This window comes from Methanothermobacter sp. KEPCO 2, from assembly GCF_041228365.1.
Taxonomy (GTDB): domain Archaea; phylum Methanobacteriota; class Methanobacteria; order Methanobacteriales; family Methanothermobacteraceae; genus Methanothermobacter; species Methanothermobacter marburgensis.
On record NZ_CP166185.1, the window covers coordinates 991,257 to 1,013,509 of the forward strand.

Annotated in this window: 25 protein-coding genes and 2 tRNA genes; 7 read left to right on the forward strand and 20 right to left on the reverse strand. The window is 51.1% G+C overall.

Annotated elements, in window-relative coordinates:
* Nucleotides 1–40 precede the first annotated feature (40 nt).
* The 3 genes from AB9H23_RS05225 (at nt 41) to AB9H23_RS05235 (ending at nt 1,369) form a co-directional block, all read left to right on the forward strand.
* Nucleotides 41–112 (forward strand) — tRNA-Gln (locus AB9H23_RS05225).
* A 64-nt stretch (nt 113–176) separates the two neighbouring features.
* Nucleotides 177–248: transfer RNA gene (locus AB9H23_RS05230), tRNA-Gln, on the forward strand.
* Nucleotides 249–274: 26 nt separating this feature from the next.
* Nucleotides 275–1,369 (forward strand): ATP-grasp domain-containing protein, encoded by a 1,095-nt coding sequence (locus AB9H23_RS05235; protein WP_370004410.1) that lies wholly within the window; start codon nt 275–277, stop codon nt 1,367–1,369.
* Nucleotides 1,370–1,433: 64 nt separating this feature from the next.
* Here the strand turns inward: AB9H23_RS05235 and AB9H23_RS05240 are convergent, their stop codons facing one another.
* Both AB9H23_RS05240 and AB9H23_RS05245 read right to left on the reverse strand, forming a co-directional pair.
* On the reverse strand, nt 1,434–1,598 hold the full coding sequence (locus AB9H23_RS05240; protein WP_187239679.1) for a hypothetical protein: 165 nt from the start codon (nt 1,596–1,598) through the stop codon (nt 1,434–1,436).
* A complete protein-coding gene (locus AB9H23_RS05245; RefSeq protein ID WP_370004411.1) occupies nt 1,598–2,005 on the reverse strand; it encodes a DUF61 family protein in 408 nt (135 codons plus the stop codon). The genes AB9H23_RS05240 and AB9H23_RS05245 overlap by 1 nt, the downstream gene beginning before the upstream one ends.
* 62 nt (nt 2,006–2,067) lie before the next feature.
* On the opposite strand from AB9H23_RS05245, the gene AB9H23_RS05250 reads away from it, so the two are divergent.
* A complete protein-coding gene (locus AB9H23_RS05250) occupies nt 2,068–2,400 on the forward strand; it encodes a hypothetical protein (RefSeq protein WP_370004412.1) in 333 nt (110 codons plus the stop codon).
* Between the two features lie 13 nt (nt 2,401–2,413).
* On the forward strand, nt 2,414–2,836 hold the full coding sequence (locus AB9H23_RS05255) for a hypothetical protein (protein ID WP_370004413.1): 423 nt from the start codon (nt 2,414–2,416) through the stop codon (nt 2,834–2,836).
* 58 nt (nt 2,837–2,894) lie between these two features.
* Here the strand turns inward: AB9H23_RS05255 and AB9H23_RS05260 are convergent, their stop codons facing one another.
* The 15 genes from AB9H23_RS05260 to AB9H23_RS05330 all read right to left on the reverse strand — a co-directional run bounded on the left by AB9H23_RS05260 (nt 2,895) and on the right by AB9H23_RS05330 (nt 17,659).
* Nucleotides 2,895–3,278 carry a DUF22 domain-containing protein gene (locus tag AB9H23_RS05260; RefSeq protein WP_238337872.1) on the reverse strand — a complete coding sequence of 128 codons (384 nt, stop codon included), beginning with the start codon at nt 3,276–3,278 and terminating at the stop codon, nt 2,895–2,897.
* Nucleotides 3,278–3,919, reverse strand: a complete 642-nt coding sequence (locus AB9H23_RS05265) for a V-type ATP synthase subunit D (protein WP_321210957.1) — start codon at nt 3,917–3,919, stop codon at nt 3,278–3,280. The genes AB9H23_RS05260 and AB9H23_RS05265 overlap by 1 nt, the downstream gene beginning before the upstream one ends.
* 33 nt (nt 3,920–3,952) lie before the next feature.
* Nucleotides 3,953–5,344 carry an ATP synthase subunit B gene (locus AB9H23_RS05270; RefSeq protein WP_147671650.1) on the reverse strand — a complete coding sequence of 464 codons (1,392 nt, stop codon included), beginning with the start codon at nt 5,342–5,344 and terminating at the stop codon, nt 3,953–3,955.
* Between the two features lie 2 nt (nt 5,345–5,346).
* Nucleotides 5,347–7,101, reverse strand: a complete 1,755-nt coding sequence (locus AB9H23_RS05275) for an ATP synthase subunit A (RefSeq protein ID WP_321210958.1) — start codon at nt 7,099–7,101, stop codon at nt 5,347–5,349.
* Entirely contained in the window at nt 7,098–7,418 is a 321-nt protein-coding gene (locus tag AB9H23_RS05280) for a V-type ATP synthase subunit F (protein WP_147671648.1), read from the reverse strand. Before AB9H23_RS05280 ends, AB9H23_RS05275 begins: the two co-directional genes overlap by 4 nt.
* Nucleotides 7,415–8,572, reverse strand: coding sequence for a V-type ATP synthase subunit C (locus tag AB9H23_RS05285; RefSeq protein ID WP_147671647.1), 1,158 nt, complete (start codon nt 8,570–8,572; stop codon nt 7,415–7,417). The genes AB9H23_RS05280 and AB9H23_RS05285 overlap by 4 nt, the downstream gene beginning before the upstream one ends.
* A 15-nt stretch (nt 8,573–8,587) precedes the next feature.
* Nucleotides 8,588–9,208: a V-type proton ATPase subunit E gene (locus tag AB9H23_RS05290; RefSeq protein WP_321210959.1), complete on the reverse strand. Its 621-nt coding sequence runs from the start codon at nt 9,206–9,208 to the stop codon at nt 8,588–8,590.
* Nucleotides 9,209–9,212: 4 nt separating this feature from the next.
* The gene (locus AB9H23_RS05295; protein ID WP_013296144.1) at nt 9,213–9,701 is read right to left on the reverse strand and encodes an ATP synthase subunit K; all 489 of its coding nucleotides are present in this window, start codon (nt 9,699–9,701) and stop codon (nt 9,213–9,215) included.
* 5 nt (nt 9,702–9,706) lie between these two features.
* Nucleotides 9,707–11,674 carry a V-type ATP synthase subunit I gene (locus AB9H23_RS05300; protein WP_370004414.1) on the reverse strand — a complete coding sequence of 656 codons (1,968 nt, stop codon included), beginning with the start codon at nt 11,672–11,674 and terminating at the stop codon, nt 9,707–9,709.
* Between the two features lie 10 nt (nt 11,675–11,684).
* Nucleotides 11,685–11,999: an ATP synthase archaeal subunit H gene (gene ahaH, locus AB9H23_RS05305; RefSeq protein ID WP_237780012.1), complete on the reverse strand. Its 315-nt coding sequence runs from the start codon at nt 11,997–11,999 to the stop codon at nt 11,685–11,687.
* A gap of 222 nt (nt 12,000–12,221) precedes the next feature.
* Nucleotides 12,222–13,064 carry a citryl-CoA lyase gene (locus AB9H23_RS05310; protein WP_370004415.1) on the reverse strand — a complete coding sequence of 281 codons (843 nt, stop codon included), beginning with the start codon at nt 13,062–13,064 and terminating at the stop codon, nt 12,222–12,224.
* Between the two features lie 17 nt (nt 13,065–13,081).
* On the reverse strand, nt 13,082–13,924 hold the full coding sequence (locus tag AB9H23_RS05315; RefSeq protein WP_370004416.1) for a fumarate hydratase: 843 nt from the start codon (nt 13,922–13,924) through the stop codon (nt 13,082–13,084).
* A gap of 1 nt (nt 13,925) precedes the next feature.
* The gene (locus tag AB9H23_RS05320) at nt 13,926–14,825 is read right to left on the reverse strand and encodes a peptidase (protein WP_370004418.1); all 900 of its coding nucleotides are present in this window, start codon (nt 14,823–14,825) and stop codon (nt 13,926–13,928) included.
* Nucleotides 14,826–14,931: 106 nt separating this feature from the next.
* Nucleotides 14,932–16,227 carry an MmgE/PrpD family protein gene (locus tag AB9H23_RS05325; protein WP_370004419.1) on the reverse strand — a complete coding sequence of 432 codons (1,296 nt, stop codon included), beginning with the start codon at nt 16,225–16,227 and terminating at the stop codon, nt 14,932–14,934.
* Nucleotides 16,228–16,369: 142 nt separating this feature from the next.
* Complete coding sequence (locus AB9H23_RS05330; RefSeq protein WP_370004421.1) at nt 16,370–17,659, reverse strand: DUF1743 domain-containing protein; 1,290 nt, start codon at nt 17,657–17,659, stop codon at nt 16,370–16,372.
* A gap of 20 nt (nt 17,660–17,679) precedes the next feature.
* Between AB9H23_RS05330 and AB9H23_RS05335 the strand changes: the two genes are divergently transcribed.
* Nucleotides 17,680–18,615, forward strand: coding sequence for a transcriptional regulator (locus tag AB9H23_RS05335; protein WP_370004422.1), 936 nt, complete (start codon nt 17,680–17,682; stop codon nt 18,613–18,615).
* 20 nt (nt 18,616–18,635) lie between these two features.
* On the opposite strand, the gene AB9H23_RS05340 is transcribed toward AB9H23_RS05335, so the two are convergent.
* Together AB9H23_RS05340 and AB9H23_RS05345 are read right to left on the reverse strand one after the other, a co-directional pair.
* Nucleotides 18,636–19,103 carry a hypothetical protein gene (locus AB9H23_RS05340; protein ID WP_370004423.1) on the reverse strand — a complete coding sequence of 156 codons (468 nt, stop codon included), beginning with the start codon at nt 19,101–19,103 and terminating at the stop codon, nt 18,636–18,638.
* 163 nt (nt 19,104–19,266) lie between these two features.
* Entirely contained in the window at nt 19,267–20,067 is an 801-nt protein-coding gene (locus tag AB9H23_RS05345) for a hypothetical protein (RefSeq protein WP_370004424.1), read from the reverse strand.
* Nucleotides 20,068–20,113: 46 nt separating this feature from the next.
* On the opposite strand from AB9H23_RS05345, the gene serA reads away from it, so the two are divergent.
* Nucleotides 20,114–21,682 carry a phosphoglycerate dehydrogenase gene (gene serA / locus AB9H23_RS05350; RefSeq protein ID WP_370005954.1) on the forward strand — a complete coding sequence of 523 codons (1,569 nt, stop codon included), beginning with the start codon at nt 20,114–20,116 and terminating at the stop codon, nt 21,680–21,682.
* Between the two features lie 148 nt (nt 21,683–21,830).
* On the opposite strand, the gene AB9H23_RS05355 is transcribed toward serA, so the two are convergent.
* Nucleotides 21,831–22,253: a Mov34/MPN/PAD-1 family protein gene (locus AB9H23_RS05355; RefSeq protein WP_370004425.1), complete on the reverse strand. Its 423-nt coding sequence runs from the start codon at nt 22,251–22,253 to the stop codon at nt 21,831–21,833.

The window sequence follows — 22,253 nt, forward strand, 5'->3', positions numbered from 1 at the left end:
TTAACACTTATTTTGCCGATATGAACTGTTTTTCAGATACAGTCCCGTGGGGTAATGGCAATCCTGATGGACTCTGGATCCATCGATAGCGGTTCGACTCCGCTCGGGACTATCCCCCAAAACCCCCCTTTATCGAAACCTATTTATTATGAACCTCACCACCTATTAACTGTCATAGTCCCGTGGGGTAGTGGTAATCCTGCTGGGCTTTGGACCCGGCGACAGCGGTTCGACTCCGCTCGGGACTATCAAATCAACTTATTCTGTGTCTAGAATGGAAAAACTCCTCATAATAGGCGTCAACACAAGACCCGTTGCTGAATCAGCCTTCAGGGCAGGTTACAGTGTATACTCTGCATCCTACTACTGCACCCTGGACTTTCGTGGATACACAGAGAGGAGGTGCATCCTCCAGGAGCGAAGGGGTGAAAGCTGCGGGAGGTTCCAGGAGAACTTCAGTACAGAGAAACTCCTTGAAGCAGCATCTGATTTTATAGGAATGGCTGATGGCATAATACCACTCACAGGGGCCCCTGGACTTCCAGAGGATAAGGTGCTGGGTAACCAACATGCAGAACACGTGGAAGACAAGTACCGCCTCTACCGGAGGATAAAGAACTCATACCCCACTCCAGAGACCCACCTCATCACTGACCCCCAGGAGGCCCTGGAAATTGTAGCCGGTGGGGAGAAGAGGTACCTCATAAAGCCTGTGAGTGGTGCCGGGGGCTTTGGTGTGATGGATTTCCAGGATGCCAGCGGCGAGTTCCTGCTGCAGGAGTACATTGAGGGCGTGCCTGTGAGTGCCTCGGTGCTATCAACGGGTTCTGAGGCAATGACAGTCCTTACAAGCAGGCAGATCATCAAAAGAAACATCCCTGGATTTGAGGGCCAGTTCATCTACGCCGGTAACATAACACCTGGACCCCGTGGTGTGATGGAGGAGATGGCGGAGGACCTCATACTTGACCTCTCGCTCAGGGGCTCCAATGGTGTCGACTTCATCATGCAGGGCTCTGAGCTTTATGTGGTGGAGGTGAACCCCCGCATCCAGGGGACCTTTGAGTGTGCCGAGGCATCTCTGGGTATAAACATGACCGAGGCCCATGTGATGGCCTGCCTGGGTGAGCTCATTGAAAAGCCGGAACCTCTCAGGTATGCTGTTAAGAGGATAATCTACGCCCCCTCAAGGTGCATGGTGGGTGAGATAAAAATCCCTGGGGTCCATGACCTCCCATTCCCCGGTGCAATAATTGAGGAGGGTGAGCCCCTCGTAACCGTGCTGGCTGCACATGAAACACCTGAAAGGGCGCTTTCAGCTGCATCCATGAAGTGCTCAATGATCAGGAAAAGATTGAACCCCCTCTAGCCACAAAATCAGAAAAAATAGTGACACCCTGAAGTGCTCAATGATCAGAAGATTGAAAACTATGTTATATTATGCCAAGAAGCAGGAGTATCAGTATTATGGTGCCTATGGTGATGAGCACTGTGCTCAGAATCATGCCACCTGTCATTAAAAGGAAGAGTTTCGCCCTTCTATCCGGGTCCTTAAGGTACTCCTTAAGCGGATCCTTACTCATATCATCAACCTCCATTAAAGTTCCCTCACAAGGAATATGTACTGTGTTGCCGTTGGAAACCTCGCCCTCAGCACCCTGATCTCTGGCCTGTAGATGTAGATCTCATCCCCATCATCATCCCTGCCAAGAACCTCACCCACCACCTTAACCTCAACCTCACCCGCTATCCTTGCACCGGATGTATCCGATTCTATCTCAATGTAGATGGGTAACCTCAAACGGCGTGCCTCCTGGGGGGTCAGCATGTCCCTGAGCTCCTCGAGTTCAGCCCACTTGAACCTGTGCCTCGTGCCATCAGAACCAATGACGTGGGGTTTATCCTCCCCCAGGAGCTCCTCCAGGGTCTTTCTCCTGGATGGAAGGTGCCTGTTGAGGTTGAAGATCTCCTTCTTTATGAGCCTGTCTGACCTGTCACCTCTCATCGTATAGGCTATGTTTTATATTCTATAAAAGATTAATATCTTAACTGAATGGAGGGTGAACCTTGGATATTGATATAGAGCAGTGCAGGGAAAATGATAAGATAAAGGAGATAATAAGCAGCAGCGGACTCCCCATAAAGTACATAAAACTTCTTCTGAGGCTCTCCGACGGCATATACATAAATGGGGTTAACTACAACGTTAAGATAACAGATGATGGTGTTTCAATCCTCCTCATATCCTCCAAGCCAGATAACAGGACAGGCGTATTCAGGACAGGCGCCCTCACCAACATATTCTACCGTATACGTGAAATGGAAAAGGAGAACGAGGAGATTGAAACCGAGACCCGTGTCAGTAACGGCCTGATAGAGGTAAAGATCCAGTTTGGCTGACAGGTGGTTGGTGATGGATCCAGAAGAGTACCAGAGCATCCTGATGGAACTTGCAGACTTCAGTGAAATCGACACATCAACCATAGCATCAACCAGGAAGTCCCTCATGGAACTCACTGAGAGGAGAGAACAGCTGCTTGAGATCCGGAAGCGAATAAAGAGGGATATCCGGGGGGCTCAAATCTACTACCTGGATCGGATGGCAGAGATAAGAAGTGAGGTTGAGTGCCTCAAGGAGAACTCATCCGCACTTAAAAGAATAATAACAGGTAACCCCGCGGCTGCCCAGGCAAAGGCCATGAGACAGCTCCATAGAAACCGTGATGCCCTTATTGAAAACTACAGGGAACTCCTGGAATACACCGGGGAACTCCTGGAATACACCGAGGACATGATGATTGAACTCTATGAGTCAATGAAGTCATTTCTTGGATAAAAGATCCTTTTTTTACTCTATGAACTAAAACCATAGACTCTTTTAAATTAAAAAAAGATTAGTGGGTTAGCTCAACAGGGAGGATTATGAGGACTCCCAGGAGGTCGTTCCTGCTTATTTTACCATCCACTGCAGCCACAAAGGTAGCATGGTCAGCCTTACGGTCCATGCTTATTGGCAGGGGTGTCTCCTCCCCGGCCGCTATTGGATGACCCAGGGGGTTCGTGGCGTAGGCACACATGAAGACTATGTGGTTTGCAGGTATGCTGATCTCCTTTATCTTCACGGGCTTTGCCTCGCCGGCCCTCACCTCAACATCCTCGTCTGCAATGATGGCTCTGAGGTTGCCGTAGACCTCACCCATCCTGAAGTCAACAAGCTCCCTCTTATACCTCTCCTCGGCCTCACGGACCTGGCCGAGCCTTGTAAGTATCCTAACCATCACTCCATCTCCATGGATTTTTTGATCATCTTCAACCTGACGAAGTTCTCCCTCTCCATCTCCTCGAGCCTCATCTCAATGTACTTGACTGTGTTCTTGAGTCTCGGGATTATGATGTGCTCAAGGGCGTTGACCCTTCGCTTGGTTGATTCTATCTCACCGGCAAGGAGCCTTATGGTCTTCTCGATCTCACCGAGTTCTATTATGAGTGCCAGGGACTCCTCAAATTTCCTGGCTGCCTCGTCAAGTTTAACTGATGTGTCCACAAAGCCATAGCCACGCTCAACCACCGTCCTCCTGGTTGCACGGGCATCCACAACAGGGACCACGACACCCATTATGCTCCTTGAGTCTATGTCAACCTCCACTGACTCCCTCACTGACATTGCGGCCCTCTCAACTGCGGCATCGCCCATGAGTACCTGGGCCTCTGTGAGGTCCATGAAGGCCTCCCTGAGGTGCTCCTCCACCTTTTCACGGGAACCCTTAACCCTCTCAAGGATGTTGAAGAACTCCATTATAAGGGCGTTCCTCTTCTCCTTGAGGAGACTGTAACCCTTAACAGCGAGTTTCTCCCGCTGCTTGAGTTTCAGGAGCTCCATCCTCGTTGGGTTGATCCCCTCAATCATTTCCTGTGCCATCTGCTACCTCTCCTGAAAAAATATGTTGGGTGTTTATTCTGCACCCGGGAGGTACTTGGGTATGTGCTCCTCGCGGACCCTCTTGAGTTCGGATCTTGGCAGGAGTGACAGGAGCTCCCAGCCAAGGTTGAGGGTCTCCTCTATGGAGCGGTCCTCATCACGTGCCTGGGTGATGAAGCGTTTCTCAAATTCATCGGCGAATTTGAGGAACTTCCTGTCCCTCTCTGTGAGGGCCTCCTCACCCACAACAGCCATGAGGTCCCTTAAATCACGACCCTCGGCGTAGGCACTGTAGAGCTGATCAGAGACACCACTGTGGTCCTCACGTGTCCTTCCCTCGCCGATACCGCCACTCATGAGCCTTGAAAGTGATGGCAGCACATCCACCGGTGGGTATATACCCTTACGGTGGAGGTCACGGCTAAGCACTATCTGGCCCTCTGTGATGTAACCTGTGAGGTCAGGTATCGGGTGGGTTATGTCGTCCTGTGGCATCACAAGTATTGGCATCTGGGTGATTGACCCCTCCTTGCCAACTATACGGCCTGCCCTCTCATAGAGGCTTGCAAGGTCGGTGTACATGTAACCCGGGTAACCCCTTCGACCCGGGACCTCCTCCCTTGCAGCCGATATCTCCCTGAGGGCCTCGCAGTAGTTTGTAAGGTCAGTGAGGATAACGAGCACGTGCATGTCGTGTTCAAAGGCGAAGTACTCTGCGGTTGTCAGCGCCATCCTCGGGGTGATGATACGCTCAATGGCAGGGTCGTCTGCCAGGTTCATGAACACTGTAACCCTTTCAAGGGCTCCTGTCCTCTCGAAGTCCCTCATGAAGTAGTTTGCCTCTTCGTGGGTGATACCCATGGCAGCGAAGATAACCGCAAATTCGCTCTCCTCTGCAAGCACCTTTGCCTGCCTTGCGATCTGTGCGGCCAGTTCGTTGTGTGGAAGCCCTGAACCTGAGAATATCGGGAGTTTCTGACCCCTCACAAGGGTGTTCATCCCGTCGATTGTGGATATACCTGTCTGTATGAACTCCGCAGGGAACTCCCTTGCAGCGGGGTTCATTGGGCTACCGTTGATGTCGAGTTCCTTCTCAGGGATGATTTCAGGGCCGCCGTCTATTGGTTTCCCTGTACCGTCGAATATACGACCCATCATGTCAAGGGATACGCCGATCTTGGCTGTTTCACCTGTGAACCTTATCTTTGTGGTCTCTGTGTTGAGGTCACTTGTACCCTCAAAGACCTGGACGACCGCCAGGTCCTCCTTTACCTCAAGGACCTGTCCCCTTCTCTTCTCACCTGTGGGTGTTTCAATCTCCACTATCTCACTGTAGGCAACCCCTTCAACACCCTCAACAATCATCAGAGGCCCTGAAACCTCTGTGACGGTGGTGTATTCTCGGGTTTTGATGTTAACGTTCATCTTCACACCTCACCACATTCCTTGACGATCCTCTCCTGGATCTCCTTGATTCTTGCCGGGAATTCATCTTCGGGTATGTACTTCATACGCCCTATGTCCTCCTTGACCGGGAGGGCTATGATGTCCGCTGCTGGCGCACCCTTCTCAAGTGCTGCTGTTGCATTCTTGTGGAACATTATGATTGTCCTTAGCATCTCGAACTGCTTTGATGGTGAGCAGTATGTGTCAACCTCATGGTAGGCGTTCTGCTGGAGGAAGTCCTCCCTTATCATCCTTGTTGTCTCAAGGGTTATCCTCTCCCTGTCTGGAAGTGCGTCGGGTCCCACGAGCTGGACGATCTCCTGGAGTTCTGCCTCCTTCTGGAGGAGCGCCATTGCCTCGTCCCTTGTGGCCCTCCATTCAGGGTCAACGTTTTTGGCCCACCATTCCTCGACGCTGTCAACGTAGAGTGAGTAGCTCTGGAGCCAGTCAATGGATGGGAAGTGACGCTTGTCTGCAAGGGATGCGTCAAGTGCCCAGAAAACCTTACAGATCCTGAGTGTGTTCTGTGTGACAGGCTCTGAGAGGTCACCACCTGGTGGTGAAACCGCACCAACGACTGACACGGATGCAACCTTGTCCTCTGAACCCACGGTTGTAACCCTTCCTGCACGCTCATAGAACTGTGCGAGCCTGGATGCCAGGTACGCCGGGTATCCCTCTTCACCGGGCATCTCCTCGAGCCTTCCTGAGATCTCCCTCATGGCCTCTGCCCACCTTGAGGTGGAGTCAGCCATGAGCGCAACATCGTATCCCATGTCCCTGAAGTACTCTGCTATGGTTATACCCGTGTACACACAGGCCTCCCTTGCAGCCACAGGCATGTTTGATGTGTTTGCTATGAGAACAGTCCTGTCCATGAGGGGGTTACCTGTCTTTGGGTCCTCCAGTTCAGGGAATTCCTTAAGGACCTCTGTCATCTCGTTACCCCTTTCACCGCATCCAACGTAGACGATTATGTCTGCGTCGGCCCATTTTGCAAGCTGCTGCTGGGTAACGGTTTTACCTGACCCAAATGGCCCTGGTATTGCGGCTGTACCACCCTTGGCGACTGAGAAGAATGTGTCCTGTGCCCTCTGACCTGTTATGAGTGGCACGTCCGGGTCAAGTTTCTTCTTGTATGGCCGGCCCTTCCTCACAGGCCACTTCTGGAGCATCTGCACCTTAACGGTGCCCTTATCGGTTTCCACCTCTGCTATATCATCAAGGACCGTGTATTCGCCCTGGGGCACTATCTTTGTGAGTTTACCCTCAACGTTTGGTGGGATCATTATCCTGTGGGTTATTGAGGATGTCTCCTCCACCTCACCGATTATGTCCCCACCCTTAACCATCTGACCCTCCTGGGCCACTGGCTTGAAGGTCCACTTTTTATCCTTTGGGAGTGATGGTACATCCACTCCCCTTTCGATGTAGTCTCCGGTGAGTGCCTTGATGTCCTCGAGGGGCCTCTGTATCCCATCGAAGATTGAACCCAGTATTCCAGGTCCGAGTTCCACTGATAGAGGGCCGCCTGTTCTCTCAACGGTCTCCCCAGGTTTTATACCTGCTGTTTCCTCGTAGACCTGGATGGTTGCTGTGTCACCCTCAAGTTCAATGATTTCTCCTATGAGCTTGTCTTCACCCACCTTGACCATTTCGTACATCTGGGATCCTCTCATCCCCTCGGCGATGATAACAGGACCCGCTATTTTTATAATCCTTCCTTCCTGTGTCATTTTACCATCTCAACCCCAATAACTCTTTTAATAAGGTCCCTCAGTGGATCGGTTTCACGTTCTGAGGGCCCTGTTTTATCAGGTATCTCTATTATCATTGGCAGTGCGCTTGAACTTGTGGTTTCCTCAATAAATTCCCTCAGTTCATCCCCAATCTTTTCTGTGACGATTATTATGGAGAAGCCTTCGCCTATAAGGTTCCTTATGGTTTCCTCTGCCTCGTCAGGTGTCTCCACGACGTAACCTTCCCTGACGCCTCCGAGTCTGAACCCTGTCACGGTGTCCCTGTCACCGACCACTGCAATATTTGAACTCATACCAACATCTCCTTAACCATTGATTCAGGGAACCCGGGCTCCCTCTTGCTTCTTGCTATGACCTTGAGGTTTCGCACCTCGGTTTCCTTCCTGCTGAGGAATCCTATCATTGGTCCCACCCCGAAGGGCTTCTTGAGTGCGAAGTTCCTGGCCATCCTGTTGAGGTTGTCCTCAAGGACGCGCTCGAAGACCGCCACTGAACCTGTTGATGTGTACTCTGATAGTGCCTCTGACAGGATCTGCCCGTAGTCTGTCCCCTCAAGGCCGCTTATAACTCCACTGACGTCCTCTGCCTCCATGAGGTCCTTGAGCTTCCACTCCCTCAGCTGGTAGCCCTGGGGTACTATGTATGGGCTTATGTCATCGTAGCTGAGGCCGTCTGCCTTTGCACGGAGTATCATCCTGAGGTTGGCCACGTCCACCTGTGTACCGAAGTAGCTGTGCAGAATCTTCGTGTTGTCATCTGAGGGGCTTCCAACTGACCTTATGAGGTCCTCCAGGAATTTCCTGTCAAGGGCCGCCTCGATTGGGAGCAGCATACCTGTTTCCTGGTACTGGGAGAGTGCGTCCTCCAGTACCTCCGCATATTCTGTCCCCTCAAGGCCTGTTACGACCTCCTGAACACTTGAGGCATCCACCAGTCCCTCTATGACCTCGTAGATCTCCCCTGCAGGTACTATCAGGTTCACTGTCTCCTCAGCACTTAGACCAGCGTCCTTTGCTGTTATGAGGCTCTTTATGTTCCTTATATCCCACTTCCTGAGGTTTGCCCTGAAAGGATCCCTTATGGATGCGGGCGCTATCTTTGATACTGTCTCATAGGTCTCTGCAAGCTGACTTTCAAGTGCCTTCTCAATTGGGAAGCGGTCAACGTAGCCTGCATAGTCAGGGAGTCCTCTGAGGTAGTTTTTGAACTCCTCCATTGACTCTGTCTCAAGGATCTCTGAGAGCTGTTTCTCGTTTATCAGTCTCCCGATACGTGCCCTGACTCTGGCGTTGGGGTATGCAAAGGGGAATAAATCTAATATAGGCCTTATAGTTGCTATTACAACAATAGCACCTATAATTGCCCCTCCAAGGAGGAGTACGCCTATAAAAGATTCTATTGAAGGGAATCCAAGCGCTGTTACAATTGTTGTGATGCTGTCAGCCATCTGTTATCTCCCCTTTCATTGGAAAAGAACCCTGGCCACCTCTGAACGTAGAGCCTTTTTGAAGCGGGACATCCTGGCCTCTACTGTATTGTTAACCTCAACCAGTCCATCCTTTGTCCTTACCACTGCTCCTCCAATGGTCCTGATACTGTCTCCAACCTCCAGGGTTGTTTTTTTACCTGTCTCGGCTTCCACTTCAGCTGCGATTTTATCAAGGCCAAGGTCAAGGGAGTCATCACCCTCCTTCATGCTGACGGTGAGTTCTCCCCCTCCTATCTCAACCGCGGCCTCCTTTATCATTGCCTTCAGGGCACTGACGTATTCATCTGAGGATGCGGATGCCAGCTTTTCAAGTTCCTCCTCGGCCTTTCTGAAGGCCTCCTGTATTACCTCTTCCCTTGCCTCCAGCTCTGCACGCCTTGCGTTCATCTTGGCCTCTGAGATTATCTGCTGGTACCTCATATCGGCCTGTTTCCTGGCTGACTCCAGGATGCGTTCGCTGGCCATTCTGGCCCTTTTCTCACCTTCCTCTAGTATACCGGCGGCTTCCTTTTCAGCTTCCTGAATGATGGCGTCTGCCTTTGCCTGAGCCTCTGACATTATACTGGAGACAATTTTTTCGGCTCCGGAGCTCATCTAATTAGCCTCCTAGTATTCCGCCGAAGACCATGAGGAGTATGGCAATCAGGAAACCGTAAATAGCCTGTGTCTCTGAAAGGGCTGAGAATATAATACCCCTCGCAAACATGTCAGGGTCCTCAACAACTGCACCCACTGATGATGCTGATGTTATACCCTGACCCATACCTGAACCGAGACCTGCGAATCCTATGGCTGCACCTGCACCCACAGCCACAAGTCCGGCTGTTACATCCAGGCCCTTTCCTCCTCCAAGGAGTCCTGAGAACACCAGGAGAAGTATGGCGATCAGGAAACCGTAGATGGCTTGTGTCTCTGGCAGGGCTGAGAATATGATACCCCTCGCAAACATGTCGGAGTCCTCTGCAACTGCACCCACACTTCCTGCGGCTGCTATACCCTGACCTAATCCTGATCCAAGACCTGCGAATCCTACTGCAACTCCAGCACCTATTGCTGCTAAAGCAGTACCTAATGCTATTTCAACCATTCTATTTACCTCCTTATCTTAGTGAAGTTTCTTTCAGCACGAAATGCGTTGAATTTGTTTTTTCCACCCAGATAGAACTGGGCAAAGAATTCCACATAATGCAGACGAAGTGAGTTTATGAAGGCACCAAGGCTCTGGAAGGCGTTGTTGGCAAGGTGCCCGAACACGAATATTATCGGGGCCAGAACCACTCCAATGACCGGTATCATCTCATAGCTCAGTCCTGTGAGGATGTTAACGGTCATCGCTATACCCCCTGTTGATAGACAGAGGGCCAGGAGCCTGGCATATGATAGGAGTGTACCCAGGAACCCTGATACATCCATGAGGCCAAAGAGGCCGTTGTAGTAGAGCAGCATTGCAGCTGCCAGGATTATCACTGGCGCCCCCAGGAACATTCCTCCGAAGATGTAGAGGATGATACCCAGTTCAAGTATCAGCCAGACTATCTGTGACCCGAGGGCCTCCCTCATGTTCCCGAGCCTTATGTTGTTCCTTGCCCCCAGGATTAAACCGAAGTTGATGTGCAGCACACCAACCGTGAGTGCCATTATGAGTATGTTCTGGGGGTTCACAAATGCGTCTATGGCCGGTATGACCGTTGGCAGCTGAATGTTCAGGAACCGTGGGAAGAAGTCCCCTATGAATCCATTGGTGACCATCCCGAGGATGAAGGCCCATACTCCGCAAGACATCATGATTATACCGAAGTCCCTCATGAACCCGTTGACCTTACCAAGGCCCCGGTAGAGTATGAGTCCTATGAGTGCATCCAGTATACCGTACCCTGCATCTGTGAGACAGAACCCGAAGAAGAACGGGAACACAAAGGCCATGAATATCGTCGGGTCGATCTCGTTGTACTTCAGTGGTGAGTACATCTCCACGAAGTTCTCGTAGGGTTTGGCGAATCTGGGGTTGTCCAGAAGCACCGGAACCTCCTCGGGATTCGGTTCCTCGAGTTCGGTGACGCAGTGACCCTCGGATGACTCCTCAACAACCTCAATGGCCCTATCGGCCTCCTTGAGGGGCACCCATGCCTCCAGCATCACTGTCTTCTCGGTTTCGCCGAAGAGTGAGAAAACCTCGTTTCGCTCCTTCTCGATTTCAAGCTGTTCCTTGAGGACAAGGAGTTCGTCCTCCCATTCACTGTTTATCTCCCTCAGCTTTGAGATGATCTCACTTCTTTCCCCCTCAATTTCCGCAATGCGTATCTCTGAGGAGGATATGACCTCTGAGGGTCTTCCGCTGAGTTCGCTGATCTCGAACCTCTCAAATTCCATTCGCCTGAGGAGTGAGGCCACACTGTCCCCATGTTTCCTGAGGGTTATTATTATTAAAACGCGCTCTGCCTTGGTTTCCCCCTCTGCATCGAAGAGTATCAGTTCATCTGTGATCTCTGAGAGTTTTTCCCGGATTTCATCCAGGTTTTCAGAGGGTATTCTCCCGGCGATTCCGGTTATGTACTCTGAAGCATGGAGATCGGCAAAATCAATATCAAATTCTTTCAGTTTCTCTGCAACTGTCAGGCTTGATTCGAGGCTTGCTTTTTCTGAATCAAGCTCATTCAATTTTTCCTCCATAACCCTGGTCTCTGATTCGACCTTTCCCAGGAGTTCCTCGGCCCTTTCCAGGAGTGATTCTGTGTCCAGTTCCTCAACCTCCCTTTTATCAAAGACGGGGGGGTTGATGAACTCCTTCAGGGTATCCTTGAGGCCCTTCTCCTGGGCTGCCACTGAGCCAAGGAAGTCCAGGATACCGCTTGTCTTCATGAGGAGGGATGACACCCTTCCTGTGTATGGTGTCGCCCTCGATGGTTTGAGGATCTGGCGCCACTCTGCATCCTGCTGGATGCGCTCGGAGATGTCATCGATCTGGGTTATTCCCTCCTCATGCAAGGACCGAACCACTGAATCCGAGTACTGGTCCAGGGTTATGATCTTGAGTTTTCGCATCCTTGCCGGTAGAAACATGTTACTCACGCTACAAGATACTTTTCACGATAATGCTGGCGGCCTCAGGGACCCTGCCCATTGCCGCTGATTTCATTGTCTCCACTTCACGTTTTGCCTTCCCTGAAATGCTGATGGCTTCCTTTCTGGCCCTTTCCTCTGCCTCCATTATGAGCTCATCGCCCTTCTCACTGGCCTCCCTTTCAGCCTTTTCAAGGAGTTCACTGGACCTGGTTCTGGCGTCATCGATTAGCTGGGATGATTTTTCTCTGGCCTCCTGAATTAACCTGTCAGCGTCATTTTCAGCCTTCTTTATGGTAGTGATAGCTTCCGATATGGTTGTCATGTAAATCACCCTATTAATGCAAAGGTCTATTTCGCGGTATATTTATCTTTTACTATTTTATTCCAGAGTTTATGATACTCAACTAAACCTATTCGGTGAACAAAGCCTTTTGAATCCCTCCCTTGGTTCAGTGAATCATATTATGAGACTTAAATGAATTTAAGGGTATTGTAAAGGTTATTATTTGCTATAAAATGATTTTATGCTGCCTGAAGGTTTCTGCTACTCAGGCATTGGTTCAAGGTCTGCGCCGGCAGAGAGGTTCTTCTCCTCCTCGCCGTCGTAGTGTATTTCTTCGATGTCGAAGAATTTTCTGAAGGCTGGTTCACGCACCTTTTCCTCGTATACGTGGGATATGAGTCCTGGGAGCCGTCCTATCATGAACACCCCGGCACCTGTGCGCCAGTCAAAACCCATATCTGAGAGTATTCCGGCGTTGGCACCATCAACGTTCATCCTCACACCCTTACGCTCAAGGAGTATGTTCTGAACCTCAATCGCAAGCCTTGTGTGTGGGCCGACACAGTCATACTCCTCTGCAAGGTCCAGGAGACGCACAGCCCGGGGATCCGCATTATGATACCTGTGCCCGAAACCCGGGACCTTCCTGTTCCTCCGCAGATGATCATCCACCAGCCTCACAGCAGCCTCAGGAATCTCATCCTCAGACTCACACCCTGAAACAGTCTCCTGGAAAAGCTTCATGGACCTCTCAATAGCCCCCGCATGATTCTTACCAAAGGCCAGAAGACCACCGGCAATACAGGCATGCACAGGAGAACCAGCAGAGGCAATCATACGGGCAGCCTGCGTACTGGGAGGAGTCACACCATGATCACAGAAAGACACCAGTACAGCCTCCAGCATCCTTGCAACATTACCAGGAGGAAGCTCACCCCGAATCAACAGGTAAACCATCTCAGAAAAAGAAACACCACCAATCAAATCCTCCTGAGAATAACCCCTGGTAACAATCCGATTAGGCTCAACCCTCGTAATGGAAGTCCTCCACTTCGGGGAACCCATCCTGAATACATTTTCAAGTGAATCCTTTCCTATAGCCATTCATTCACCTCAGAGATCTACAGTTTTATTGTCGCCCTTCTCGGCTCCACACAGCATGCCAGCCTCATTGAAACTATTCTGACGCCGCTGGCCCTCTGAGGCCCCACATTCACCAGGGAACCAAGGGCTGTTGTGGATCCCCCAAGACCCAGGGGTCCTGTTCCGGTACTGTTAAGGGATTCTGTAATGTAATCCTCAATTTCAGACTGCTCATCAAGGCTTCCAGTGGCCATTGCCCTGAGCATAAGGCTCGTGGCCTCAAAATGAGTTCTCCCAATACCTATAACCGGTATGCACGGGGTGCATCCAAGTAAAGGGACCTCTGTTTTCATCCATGTCAGAACTTCCTCAAATACTTTTCTATAGCTGTGTCTGTGAAAAACCCTTCTGGTCCTTGCCCTTATCTCAGGGCCACCTCCAAGGAGGAGAACATGGATTCTGACCTCGTCTCCCGGGACTGAGTCAACAAGGAAGGGTGCTGGGGGAAGTTTTGACGGATCACTGTAGAGGCCCCGGCTCTGCTCTATCCTCTCAATCTCATCGCCCCGCACAGCCATGGGTCTTCCTGGAAGTTTAAGGAGGCCTTCAGCAATCCCCCTCCTTATGAGGTTAAAGAAGCAACCAGGGAGGAAGGCATCTTCACCCACCTCAACGATGACGTGGGGTATTCCTGTGTCATCACAGAGGGGTCTGCCGCTTTCTTCGGCTATTCTGGCATTTTTAATTAGAAGTTCAAGGATCCATGCGGCCTTTTCATCCTCTTCCCTCTCAAGGGCCCGCTTATATGCCCGCATAACATCCGGTGGTGTGGTTGTACCTGCCCTTACAAGGGCATCCCTCACCCGTGCCGCTATATCCAATCTACCTTCCCCCCACAGGTACCGCGAGGTCCTTCCCGGATGAGAACACGGCTTCAGGGTAGTAACGCTCTATCATGTCCCTCACAAGCACAACCTGCCTTATCCTCTCACGGGCCTGTGACTCTGTGGTGTCCCATCCATGGTGTCCCGCCACAGATCCTCCTGTTTTGAGGTAAACAGGGGATGCGTACCTTATGATATCAGGGACCTCGTAGTGCCTTATGAATCCACCGGATGACTTGGGGTTCTCTGTGTGGACATCGATTGAAATGTCAATGGCCTCCCTTATTGCTGCAAGCATGGGTATCTGGAGGTCCCTCACAGGGTTGAGGGAATCGGCGCCTATATACTGAAGGAGCCGTGCTGATGCAGGGTTACCGTGCCCGCAGTGGGCTGAGACCTTGAAGTGGAGGTCCGCCGGCAGTTCACCGTCGCCTCGCATCCTCCCGAGAACCCAGAGGAGTCCCTCGTCGTAGACCACTATACCCCTTACACCGAGTTCAGCGGCCCTCCGCACATCCTCAACCGCATACACCAGGTTGTCGTATCCCCTGAGCCTGTAACCTATCCTTGAACCCTCAGGGGTCCTTGCAGATGCGCTTGTATCATAGGTTGCCCTGGGACCCACACTAAGGAAGAGTTCTATGCCGGCTTCACGGGCCAGTTCAGCCATCTCCTCAATCTCACCGTCGGTGAGGAGCATTATACCCTTTGTCTGGGTTACCCTGTGGACCCTGACGTCATGTTCTTCCATGGCATCCAGGAGGGCCCTCATGGCCCCTGGCCTCTGTATCCCTGGGACCTCAAAGCGGTACTGTCCGCCGTCACTGAATCTCTTCTCTGATTCACCTTCGGGGACTCCTATTCCGATTCTATCAAGGTATCTGCGGGTTTTTTCCAAACTTTTCACCTCCAGTTTTAATTATACCCTTTAATCAGTAGCCCAGATGAGTTTTCTGAGCATGTCTCAACCAAGCCAGTGTCAACCAGGAGCTCGGTCTATTTTATCAATCAAGTACCTCAGAGATTACCTCTGAGATATTCTCTGACCATGCCTCCCTCAGGATCCCCAGTTTATCTGTTCTGTAATCAGGGTTCAGGAGTTTGAACTTCTCAAGGATGTCTTCCCAGGTGTAGGGGTCCTCTGGTTCCCCTGATGGGAGTTCTCTGAAGGCTGTGTGGACACTGCCATCCTTGAGTTTCACTGTGACACGTGCGGGTCTCCTGTTCTTCATTTCCTGCATCTCTGGATCCACCATTATTCTGATCTTTGATGCGGTCTCCCCGACATCAGGGGTCACTTCAAGGTCCTCAACCCTGAGATCCCCTTTCTCGAGGATTATGGCCAGTGAAACAGGCAGGCTCTGCCTCATCGCCTCAACCGTTTTCGGGGAATAGCTGTCGTGTTCTGCGGCAATCTCATAGGTCTCCACGAGGACCTCATCTATCTCTGATGCAGAGAATCTGGTCATTCCAAGTATTTCAAGGGCGCAGTCAAGGGTGGAGTGAAGGTGCCTGCAGACAGGGTACCTCTTGAGGTAAACATCTCCTATGTGGAAGACGCCGGTTTCAGGTACCTCTGATGGGGGCTGGCACATTGCATTGAGGAACCCCTCCTTTCCCTCAATTATGGACTCTGCCCCTGTGAAACCCTCCAGCGCAAGCTTTGCAGATATGAGTCCTGACTGGGCCGCCCTCCCGGCGTGCAGGTGCTTGCCCATTGACCCGGCATGGTCTGATTCAAGGAGCCCTGCTGCCTGGGTCCCTGCAAGTCCCAGTGCATTGACTGTCTCCTCACAGTCAAGGCCCATTAAGCTGGCTGCGGCTGCGGCGGCCCCGAATGTGCCACAGGTACCCGTGGTGTGGAAACCCCTCTTCCTGTGGCCGGGGTTTGCGAGGAGGCCCATGAAGATGGCCACCTCATAACCTGCCACAACCCCTGCTATGAACTCCCTGAACTCTGCATCGAGGACCTCTGCAGCTGCGAGTGCCGCGGGGATCACGCATGCACCGGGATGCAGCTGGGCCCCCCTATGGCCGTCATCAAGGTCAAGGTTATGGGCAAATATGCCATTGAGAAGAGTCGCCCTTTCATCAGAGCCCCTTCCATGGCCTATGACCGTCGAATTTCCCTCGCCGGTGCCCAGTGCCCTGAGTGCCGCAAGGCCGCTCCTCTCCCCTGAACCCCTGAGTGAGACGCCCAGAAAGTCCAGGAAGCATATCTTTGCCCTTTCAATGATCTCAGGAGGGATGTCCCTGTATGAGAGTGATGATACAAATTCTGCAAGCTTTCCTGTCATCATTGATGCTACTATGTTGCCTTTAAATATAACAGTGATTGTTATAAAGGTTCCCATTTTTTATTAATTCAGAGGAATAACAGCCGCCAGAAATTTCCATCCCCTACCTAACCAGATGGCTAAAGACCTCCATCAATCCCATTCTCTACCTAACCCTGCCAGATGGGTAAGAGCCGCCAGAGATTCCCATCCTCACAAGCTGCTTTGAGAGGTGCCTTCTGGCGCAGGTGGGGACCTCATAGTAGCCCTCCCTCAGTGGCCTCTCAAGTACCCTCTTAACCTTTCTGGAATTTCTTACCCTCCGCCCGCATGAGGGACACTTGAACCCCTTATTCCGGCCTGCGGATTTCATGCGCCTGCCACAGGTGCAGAGGGGGTTTTCCTCAACGTAGAGCTCGGCAGCCCTCTCAAGGTGTATCTTTTCAATGTTCAGTGTCCCCTGGGCCCCGATACCCCCATAAACGGTGACCCTGTCCCCGGGTATGAGCTCAAGGATGACCTTCCTGAAGTCCTTTGTTGGCTCATAGGCACCGCATTCGATTTCACCGGAGTCGTCGCCAAGGGTGAAGAACACGTGGCCACCCTCAATCACCCTTGGCCTGTCAAGCACCTCGCCACTGATGCGGTAGCAGCCGAATTTTTCCATCTCAGCTATGCTGTCTGCATCCTGGATGTGCTGATCGGTGTGCTGGTTTGTCTCGAAGATGCAGAACCTCTCTATCTCCTCAGAGACATGAACCATCTCCATGGCCCTCAGAAGGACCTCAGGGGATTCGCCGCGTATACCATAGAGTATTGGGCATGGTGTATGCGGTTCTATTGCAATGTAGTCACCATCAATGTTATCAAAGGTCTCACTGCCTGTTTCAGTGTCCATGATCCTCACGGATTCCGGGTCTATCTGGCGGGGTTTTCCGTAGTTTTCAGGGACCCTGTAGGTGAGAAGTTCATATGTACTGTCCTCAAGGGGGCAGCCGATGGCTGCAAGAGCCCCAATGACCCCCCTCCCCCTTTTGAATCCATGAACCTCTGCCCCCACCTCCTCTGCAACCCTCATGGCATCTTCAATTTTGAGTATTTTCCTTATGGCTGATATGGCAAATTCCCTCATGGAATCTGTGATCTCACCGGTATAGAAGACAACCCCAGGGTTTGTCCCCTCATTATCAAGCTCTGCAAGTTCCTCAACACTGCGAATGACGATATCCCTGATATCATCCATTTCATCCTCTGATTCGGCCCTCACGGTGAATGCCACTGCACCGTTACCCCGGGTCTTGTGGGGTGCGAAGGGGTTAAGTCTTATGAGCCGCGGGTAACCCTCAGTGGTGAAACCGCAACTTTTAAGTTCATGGATTATAAAGCATGATATATAGGTTGTGCACATCCCATCGGGGGAATCGGTATCATCTATACCCACATGAATTCTGTACATTAAATCACCCGGTGATCCAGTTGGATAAATCTGTTAAAAGGGAAGATGTATTAAGGGAGATACATGAACTTCTTACCAGCAACGGATTTGAAACATCCCACATATATGAGAGGAGCTGCTTTGACCTCATGGCCAGGAGGAAGCTCCTTCTACTTCTGCTTAAGGTCCTTGTGAACATTGATGGTATAAATAGTTTGCAGGCCCATGAGATAAAAACCCTTGCACACACGTTCCTGGCATCACCACTCCTCGTCGGTATAAGGTCAAAGACAGAGTACCTTGAGGAGGATGTTGTCTATGAGAGGCACGGTATCCCTGTCGTTGCCCCTGAGACCTTCAGGACCATGGTGGTTGATGGGGAGTACCCTGAGGTTATAGCTGACCGTGGCGGTTACTATGTGCAGATAGACGGGAGAACCCTGAGGGAGGTCCGTGAGGAATACAACCTCTCACTCAAGGACCTTGCTGACCTGGCCCATGTATCCCGCAAGACCATCTACAAGTATGAGAATGGGCTTGCAAGGGCCTCGCCTGAAACAGCCATGAAACTCGAGGAGATACTCAACATAAGGATAACCCTCTCAATCGACATCTTAAGTGTCCCTGAGAGGGATGAAGTTGAAATAAGGCCAAAGGGAAGGCTGGGTGATATTGGCTTCGGGATGATCGAGACCCGGAGGACCCCCTTTGATGCAGTTGCAAAGGAACTGAAATTTGAGAGTACTGTCATAACGGACCTTGAGAAGGGGAGGGATTCAAGGACCCTCCGGAGGATGGCCGTGCCTCTGAGGGACCTGTCACTTGTAAGTGGTTCAGAATCTGTTTTTATAATTGATAACCCCCGTATAGGTGAGAACCTCGAGGGTGTGCCTGTGATCAAGAGCTGGGAGATAGGTGAGATGGAGAGCAGCCGGGACTTCCTGAAGGTGATAGCTGAAAGGAAGACCTGCAGCTGAACCCTGCCCATTATCAGCTTTCAGTAGTAATCCCACACCGTGACCTTCCAGTCCCTGATTTCGCTTGCATAAACCGCGATGCAGTATTCGCCAGGGCTCCCCTCAACCTCAAGGGTCCTCTTTTTCCTTGCAGGTGACTCGGTGGCTCCCCAGTCCACGGTATCAGTGGCAACAGTGTATCCGTCCCTTAGGACATCCACGGTGATGCTGTTCACATCGTAATTCACCAGAGGAGCCGCTGAAAAAACAACTCGTAGCCTGTTGCCCCTGATGTTAACATAGCGGTAATCTGATTCGGACCCTGTAAATGTCATGACCCTGTGCCAGCTGGGACCTGAGGACCCCACACCTTCTGTATCGCCGGTGATGGTCACATTGTAGTACTGATCCCCGCCGTGGGGTGAGTTGATGAACATCCCTGAGATAAAGCCCAGGGCTCCTATGAGAATAAAACAGATTACAACAAGCACCTTTGTCGCGGTATCCATAACCACACCCCATATACACCGACTGAATGGGAGTCCATTCATGAACAATGGAATGTGTCCTTTAACATGTTAATGTTAAAACATTAACTTCTATTTTACGATTTCATTCCTATAGAAAATATTAAATATGATGATGTGGGGAGATCCTGCTCCCGAGGCAGAATCATAACCTGAAGAGTTCCCCGAATGTCTCCTTCACTTCAAGAACAGATGCCGCGCCCACAGTGACCATGTCAACGTAGTCAGCACCCTCAAGGAATTTAAAGGCCTCCCCGGGTGAGAGTATCCCCGCTGCAAGTACCTTCTCGGCGACAACAACCTTTCCAAGTTCAAGGAGCAGATCCCTGAGTTTTGCCCTTTCCTCCTCAAGGAAAACCGGGAAATCCATCATATAACCCAGCCTGTTGAGGGGTATCATGTAAAGCTGGAAGTTATCAACCCCCTCATCAATGAGACGCCTTGTGGTGGCCCCTGGCATTGTGGTTATGATGCCGGATATGACCTCAATATCATCAAGGATCTCAGCCACCTCAACGGCTGGTAGAAGATCCGTGTAGTGCTCATCAAGGAGAACGGCACCGGCACCAAGATCCATGAGGGCCCCGAGGTCCTCCTCAAGGCGCCCCTCCCGAACTGTACCCATGAGTCTGAAACTGCACCCTGCATCAACTGCCATTTCAAGTGCCTCAAGCACGGGACCCTCAGGGATGATCTGGAAGCCCCTCACACCCGCATCATATGCCCCCATGAGCACCTCTGCAATGTTTTCAGGCCTCCGTTTGAGGTCCATCTCATATAGCCTTGAGCGGTGCCCAAAGTAGGGTGCCGCGGTGAACGGTGCGCTTCCCAGGAATGCCTCAGGAAGCTCAACTCCATCAACAGTAACTGAACCAGTGAACATCACATCTTCCTCCATGACACCAATAATTATAATATACCCTACCTCTATAGATTCCTCTATCATTCTATAAGATCTTCATTGTGATAAGTGTGGTGAAATTATGCCAGAGATGAAAGTGCTTATTGCTGATTCCATCAATGAAAAGGGAATATCTGAACTTGAAGAGGTGGCGGAGGTTGTGGTTAACACAACCATAACACCCGAGGAGCTCCTTGAGACCATAAAGGACTTCGATGCCATAGTTGTCAGGAGCCGGACCAAGGTCACTAGGGAAGTCATAGAGGCAGCCCCCCGCCTCAAGATAATCGCAAGGGCGGGTGTGGGCGTTGACAACGTGGATGTTAAGGCCGCCACAGAGAGGGGTATAATGGTCATAAACGCCCCGGAGTCAACATCCATAACAGTTGCCGAACATTCAATAGGCCTCATGCTGGCCCTCGCAAGGAAGATCTCCCTTGCAGATAAATCCGTCAAGGAGGGTAAATGGGAGAAGAACAGGTTCATGGGTATAGAGCTAAACGGCAAAACCCTCGGTATAATAGGTATGGGCCGTATAGGTTCACAGGTTGTTGTGAGGACAAAGGCCTTCGGAATGGACATACTGGTATATGACCCCTACATAAGCAGGGATGCCGCCGAGGAAATGGGTGTGACCGTCACAGACCTTGAAACACTCCTAAGGGAATCCGACATTGTGACCATACACGTACCCCTCACCCCAGAGACAAGGCACCTCATCTCAGAGGATGAATTCAAACTGATGAAGGAAACCGCATTCATAGTTAACTGTGCCCGTGGAGGTATAATCGACGAGGAAGCCCTCTACAGGGCCCTCAAGGATGGTGAAATAGCAGGGGCGGCCCTCGACGTATTCGAGGAAGAGCCCCCAGAGGGCAGTCCACTACTTGAACTTGAGAACGTTGTCCTCACACCACATATCGGTGCCTCAACAGCTGAGGCCCAGAGGGACGCCGCAATAATAGTTGCAAATGAGATAAAAACAGTCTTCCAGGGAGGTTCACCCAGGAACGTCCTTAACATGCCAGTGCTGGACCAGGAAACCTACAAGTCCCTGAGACCCTACACAGGGATCGCAGAGAAACTGGGAAGCATCATCACACAGGCCCTCCCAGGTAACATAGAGAAACTTGATGTCACCTACTGCGGTGAACTTGCAGATATGCAGTTCGATATCCTCACAAGGACCATGCTGCAGGCTATCCTCAACCCCATACTCACAGAGCCAGTGAACCTCATAAATGCACCGGCAATTGCAAAGAAGAGGGGTATCGTGGTTACAGAGGCCAAGAGGTCAGAGGCTGATGGCTACAGGTCCATAATAATGGCAAGGGCTGTTTCTGACAGGGGAGAGTTCAGCGTGGAGGCAACCCATATCAAGGAGCCCACGATAATCGGTATCAATGGATACAGGGTGGATGTGAAGCCAGAGGGGACAATGATAATAGCACGCTACAGGGACCTCCCCGGCACCATAGGTGCCATCGGCACCAAGCTGGGCGAGCACCAGATAAACATAGCCACCATGCAGGTGGGAAGGAAGGAGATCGGTGGAGAGGCTGTCATGGTCCTCAAGGTTGACCAGAGTGTCCCGGTTGAGGTCATAGATGAGGTCAAGAAGCTTGAGAACGTGGACGATGCTGTTGCAATAGAAATATAAGTCCGCCAACAATAGACCATGTGTTGATGGGGAATTTTGTGGTTTGTCTTCGAAGATAGAAATATAAGTCTACCAACAATTAGACCCCTAAAAATCCCTTTTTTTATTTATAACTAGACCCAATAATACCAAAACAAAACATCCCTTTTTAAACAATCTCAAACCCCACAGGCACACCCTGCCTCGTATAGGCTGCAACCGTTTTCACAGTGTAGGGGTGTGCTATTATCATGTGGAAAAGACCATTTTTTGAGAAGAACTGCATATCAGCACCTGATGGTAAATTGCTGGGGCCAGGATGGGAGTGCACCGACCCCACAGTACCTGTAAATGGTGGGAGCATCAGGACATCCATAACAGCCCCCTCATCAGAGGTCCTTGATGGCAGGAATATAAGGCCGGTGATGTGAAGGGCGTCACCCTCCTGTTTTCCCTCAAGGAGCGCCACAAATTCATGGGGATGTGATCTTCTTGCGATTTCCAGGGCCTCCTCAATGACATCGGAATCAACCAGCACCATCCTTACCGGTTTTACACCCATAAAATCAAGGATCCTATCAATTAAACCCAT

What these genes read in the sequence shown, in the direction of transcription:
- AB9H23_RS05275 (WP_321210958.1), bottom strand. Translation starts at nt 7,101, where the DNA reads ATGACACAGGAAGGAAGGATTATAAAAATAGCGGGTCCTGTTATCATC.
- AB9H23_RS05340 (WP_370004423.1), bottom strand. Translation starts at nt 19,103, where the DNA reads ATGGATACCGCGACAAAGGTGCTTGTTGTAATCTGTTTTATTCTCATA.
- AB9H23_RS05330 (WP_370004421.1), bottom strand. Translation starts at nt 17,659, where the DNA reads ATGTACAGAATTCATGTGGGTATAGATGATACCGATTCCCCCGATGGG.
- AB9H23_RS05325 (WP_370004419.1), bottom strand. Translation starts at nt 16,227, where the DNA reads ATGATGACAGGAAAGCTTGCAGAATTTGTATCATCACTCTCATACAGG.
- AB9H23_RS05295 (WP_013296144.1), bottom strand. Translation starts at nt 9,701, where the DNA reads ATGGTTGAAATAGCATTAGGTACTGCTTTAGCAGCAATAGGTGCTGGA.
- AB9H23_RS05235 (WP_370004410.1), top strand. Translation starts at nt 275, where the DNA reads ATGGAAAAACTCCTCATAATAGGCGTCAACACAAGACCCGTTGCTGAA.
- AB9H23_RS05245 (WP_370004411.1), bottom strand. Translation starts at nt 2,005, where the DNA reads ATGAGAGGTGACAGGTCAGACAGGCTCATAAAGAAGGAGATCTTCAAC.
- AB9H23_RS05355 (WP_370004425.1), bottom strand. Translation starts at nt 22,253, where the DNA reads ATGGGTTTAATTGATAGGATCCTTGATTTTATGGGTGTAAAACCGGTA.
- AB9H23_RS05265 (WP_321210957.1), bottom strand. Translation starts at nt 3,919, where the DNA reads ATGGCACAGGAAATGATTGAGGGGATCAACCCAACGAGGATGGAGCTC.
- AB9H23_RS05240 (WP_187239679.1), bottom strand. Translation starts at nt 1,598, where the DNA reads ATGGAGGTTGATGATATGAGTAAGGATCCGCTTAAGGAGTACCTTAAG.
- AB9H23_RS05255 (WP_370004413.1), top strand. Translation starts at nt 2,414, where the DNA reads ATGGATCCAGAAGAGTACCAGAGCATCCTGATGGAACTTGCAGACTTC.
- AB9H23_RS05290 (WP_321210959.1), bottom strand. Translation starts at nt 9,208, where the DNA reads ATGAGCTCCGGAGCCGAAAAAATTGTCTCCAGTATAATGTCAGAGGCT.
- AB9H23_RS05260 (WP_238337872.1), bottom strand. Translation starts at nt 3,278, where the DNA reads ATGGTTAGGATACTTACAAGGCTCGGCCAGGTCCGTGAGGCCGAGGAG.
- AB9H23_RS05310 (WP_370004415.1), bottom strand. Translation starts at nt 13,064, where the DNA reads ATGGCTATAGGAAAGGATTCACTTGAAAATGTATTCAGGATGGGTTCC.
- AB9H23_RS05280 (WP_147671648.1), bottom strand. Translation starts at nt 7,418, where the DNA reads ATGAGTTCAAATATTGCAGTGGTCGGTGACAGGGACACCGTGACAGGG.
- AB9H23_RS05300 (WP_370004414.1), bottom strand. Translation starts at nt 11,674, where the DNA reads ATGTTTCTACCGGCAAGGATGCGAAAACTCAAGATCATAACCCTGGAC.
- AB9H23_RS05285 (WP_147671647.1), bottom strand. Translation starts at nt 8,572, where the DNA reads ATGGCTGACAGCATCACAACAATTGTAACAGCGCTTGGATTCCCTTCA.
- AB9H23_RS05345 (WP_370004424.1), bottom strand. Translation starts at nt 20,067, where the DNA reads ATGATAGAGGAATCTATAGAGGTAGGGTATATTATAATTATTGGTGTC.
- AB9H23_RS05270 (WP_147671650.1), bottom strand. Translation starts at nt 5,344, where the DNA reads ATGAACGTTAACATCAAAACCCGAGAATACACCACCGTCACAGAGGTT.
- serA (WP_370005954.1), top strand. Translation starts at nt 20,114, where the DNA reads ATGAAAGTGCTTATTGCTGATTCCATCAATGAAAAGGGAATATCTGAA.
- ahaH (WP_237780012.1), bottom strand. Translation starts at nt 11,999, where the DNA reads ATGACAACCATATCGGAAGCTATCACTACCATAAAGAAGGCTGAAAAT.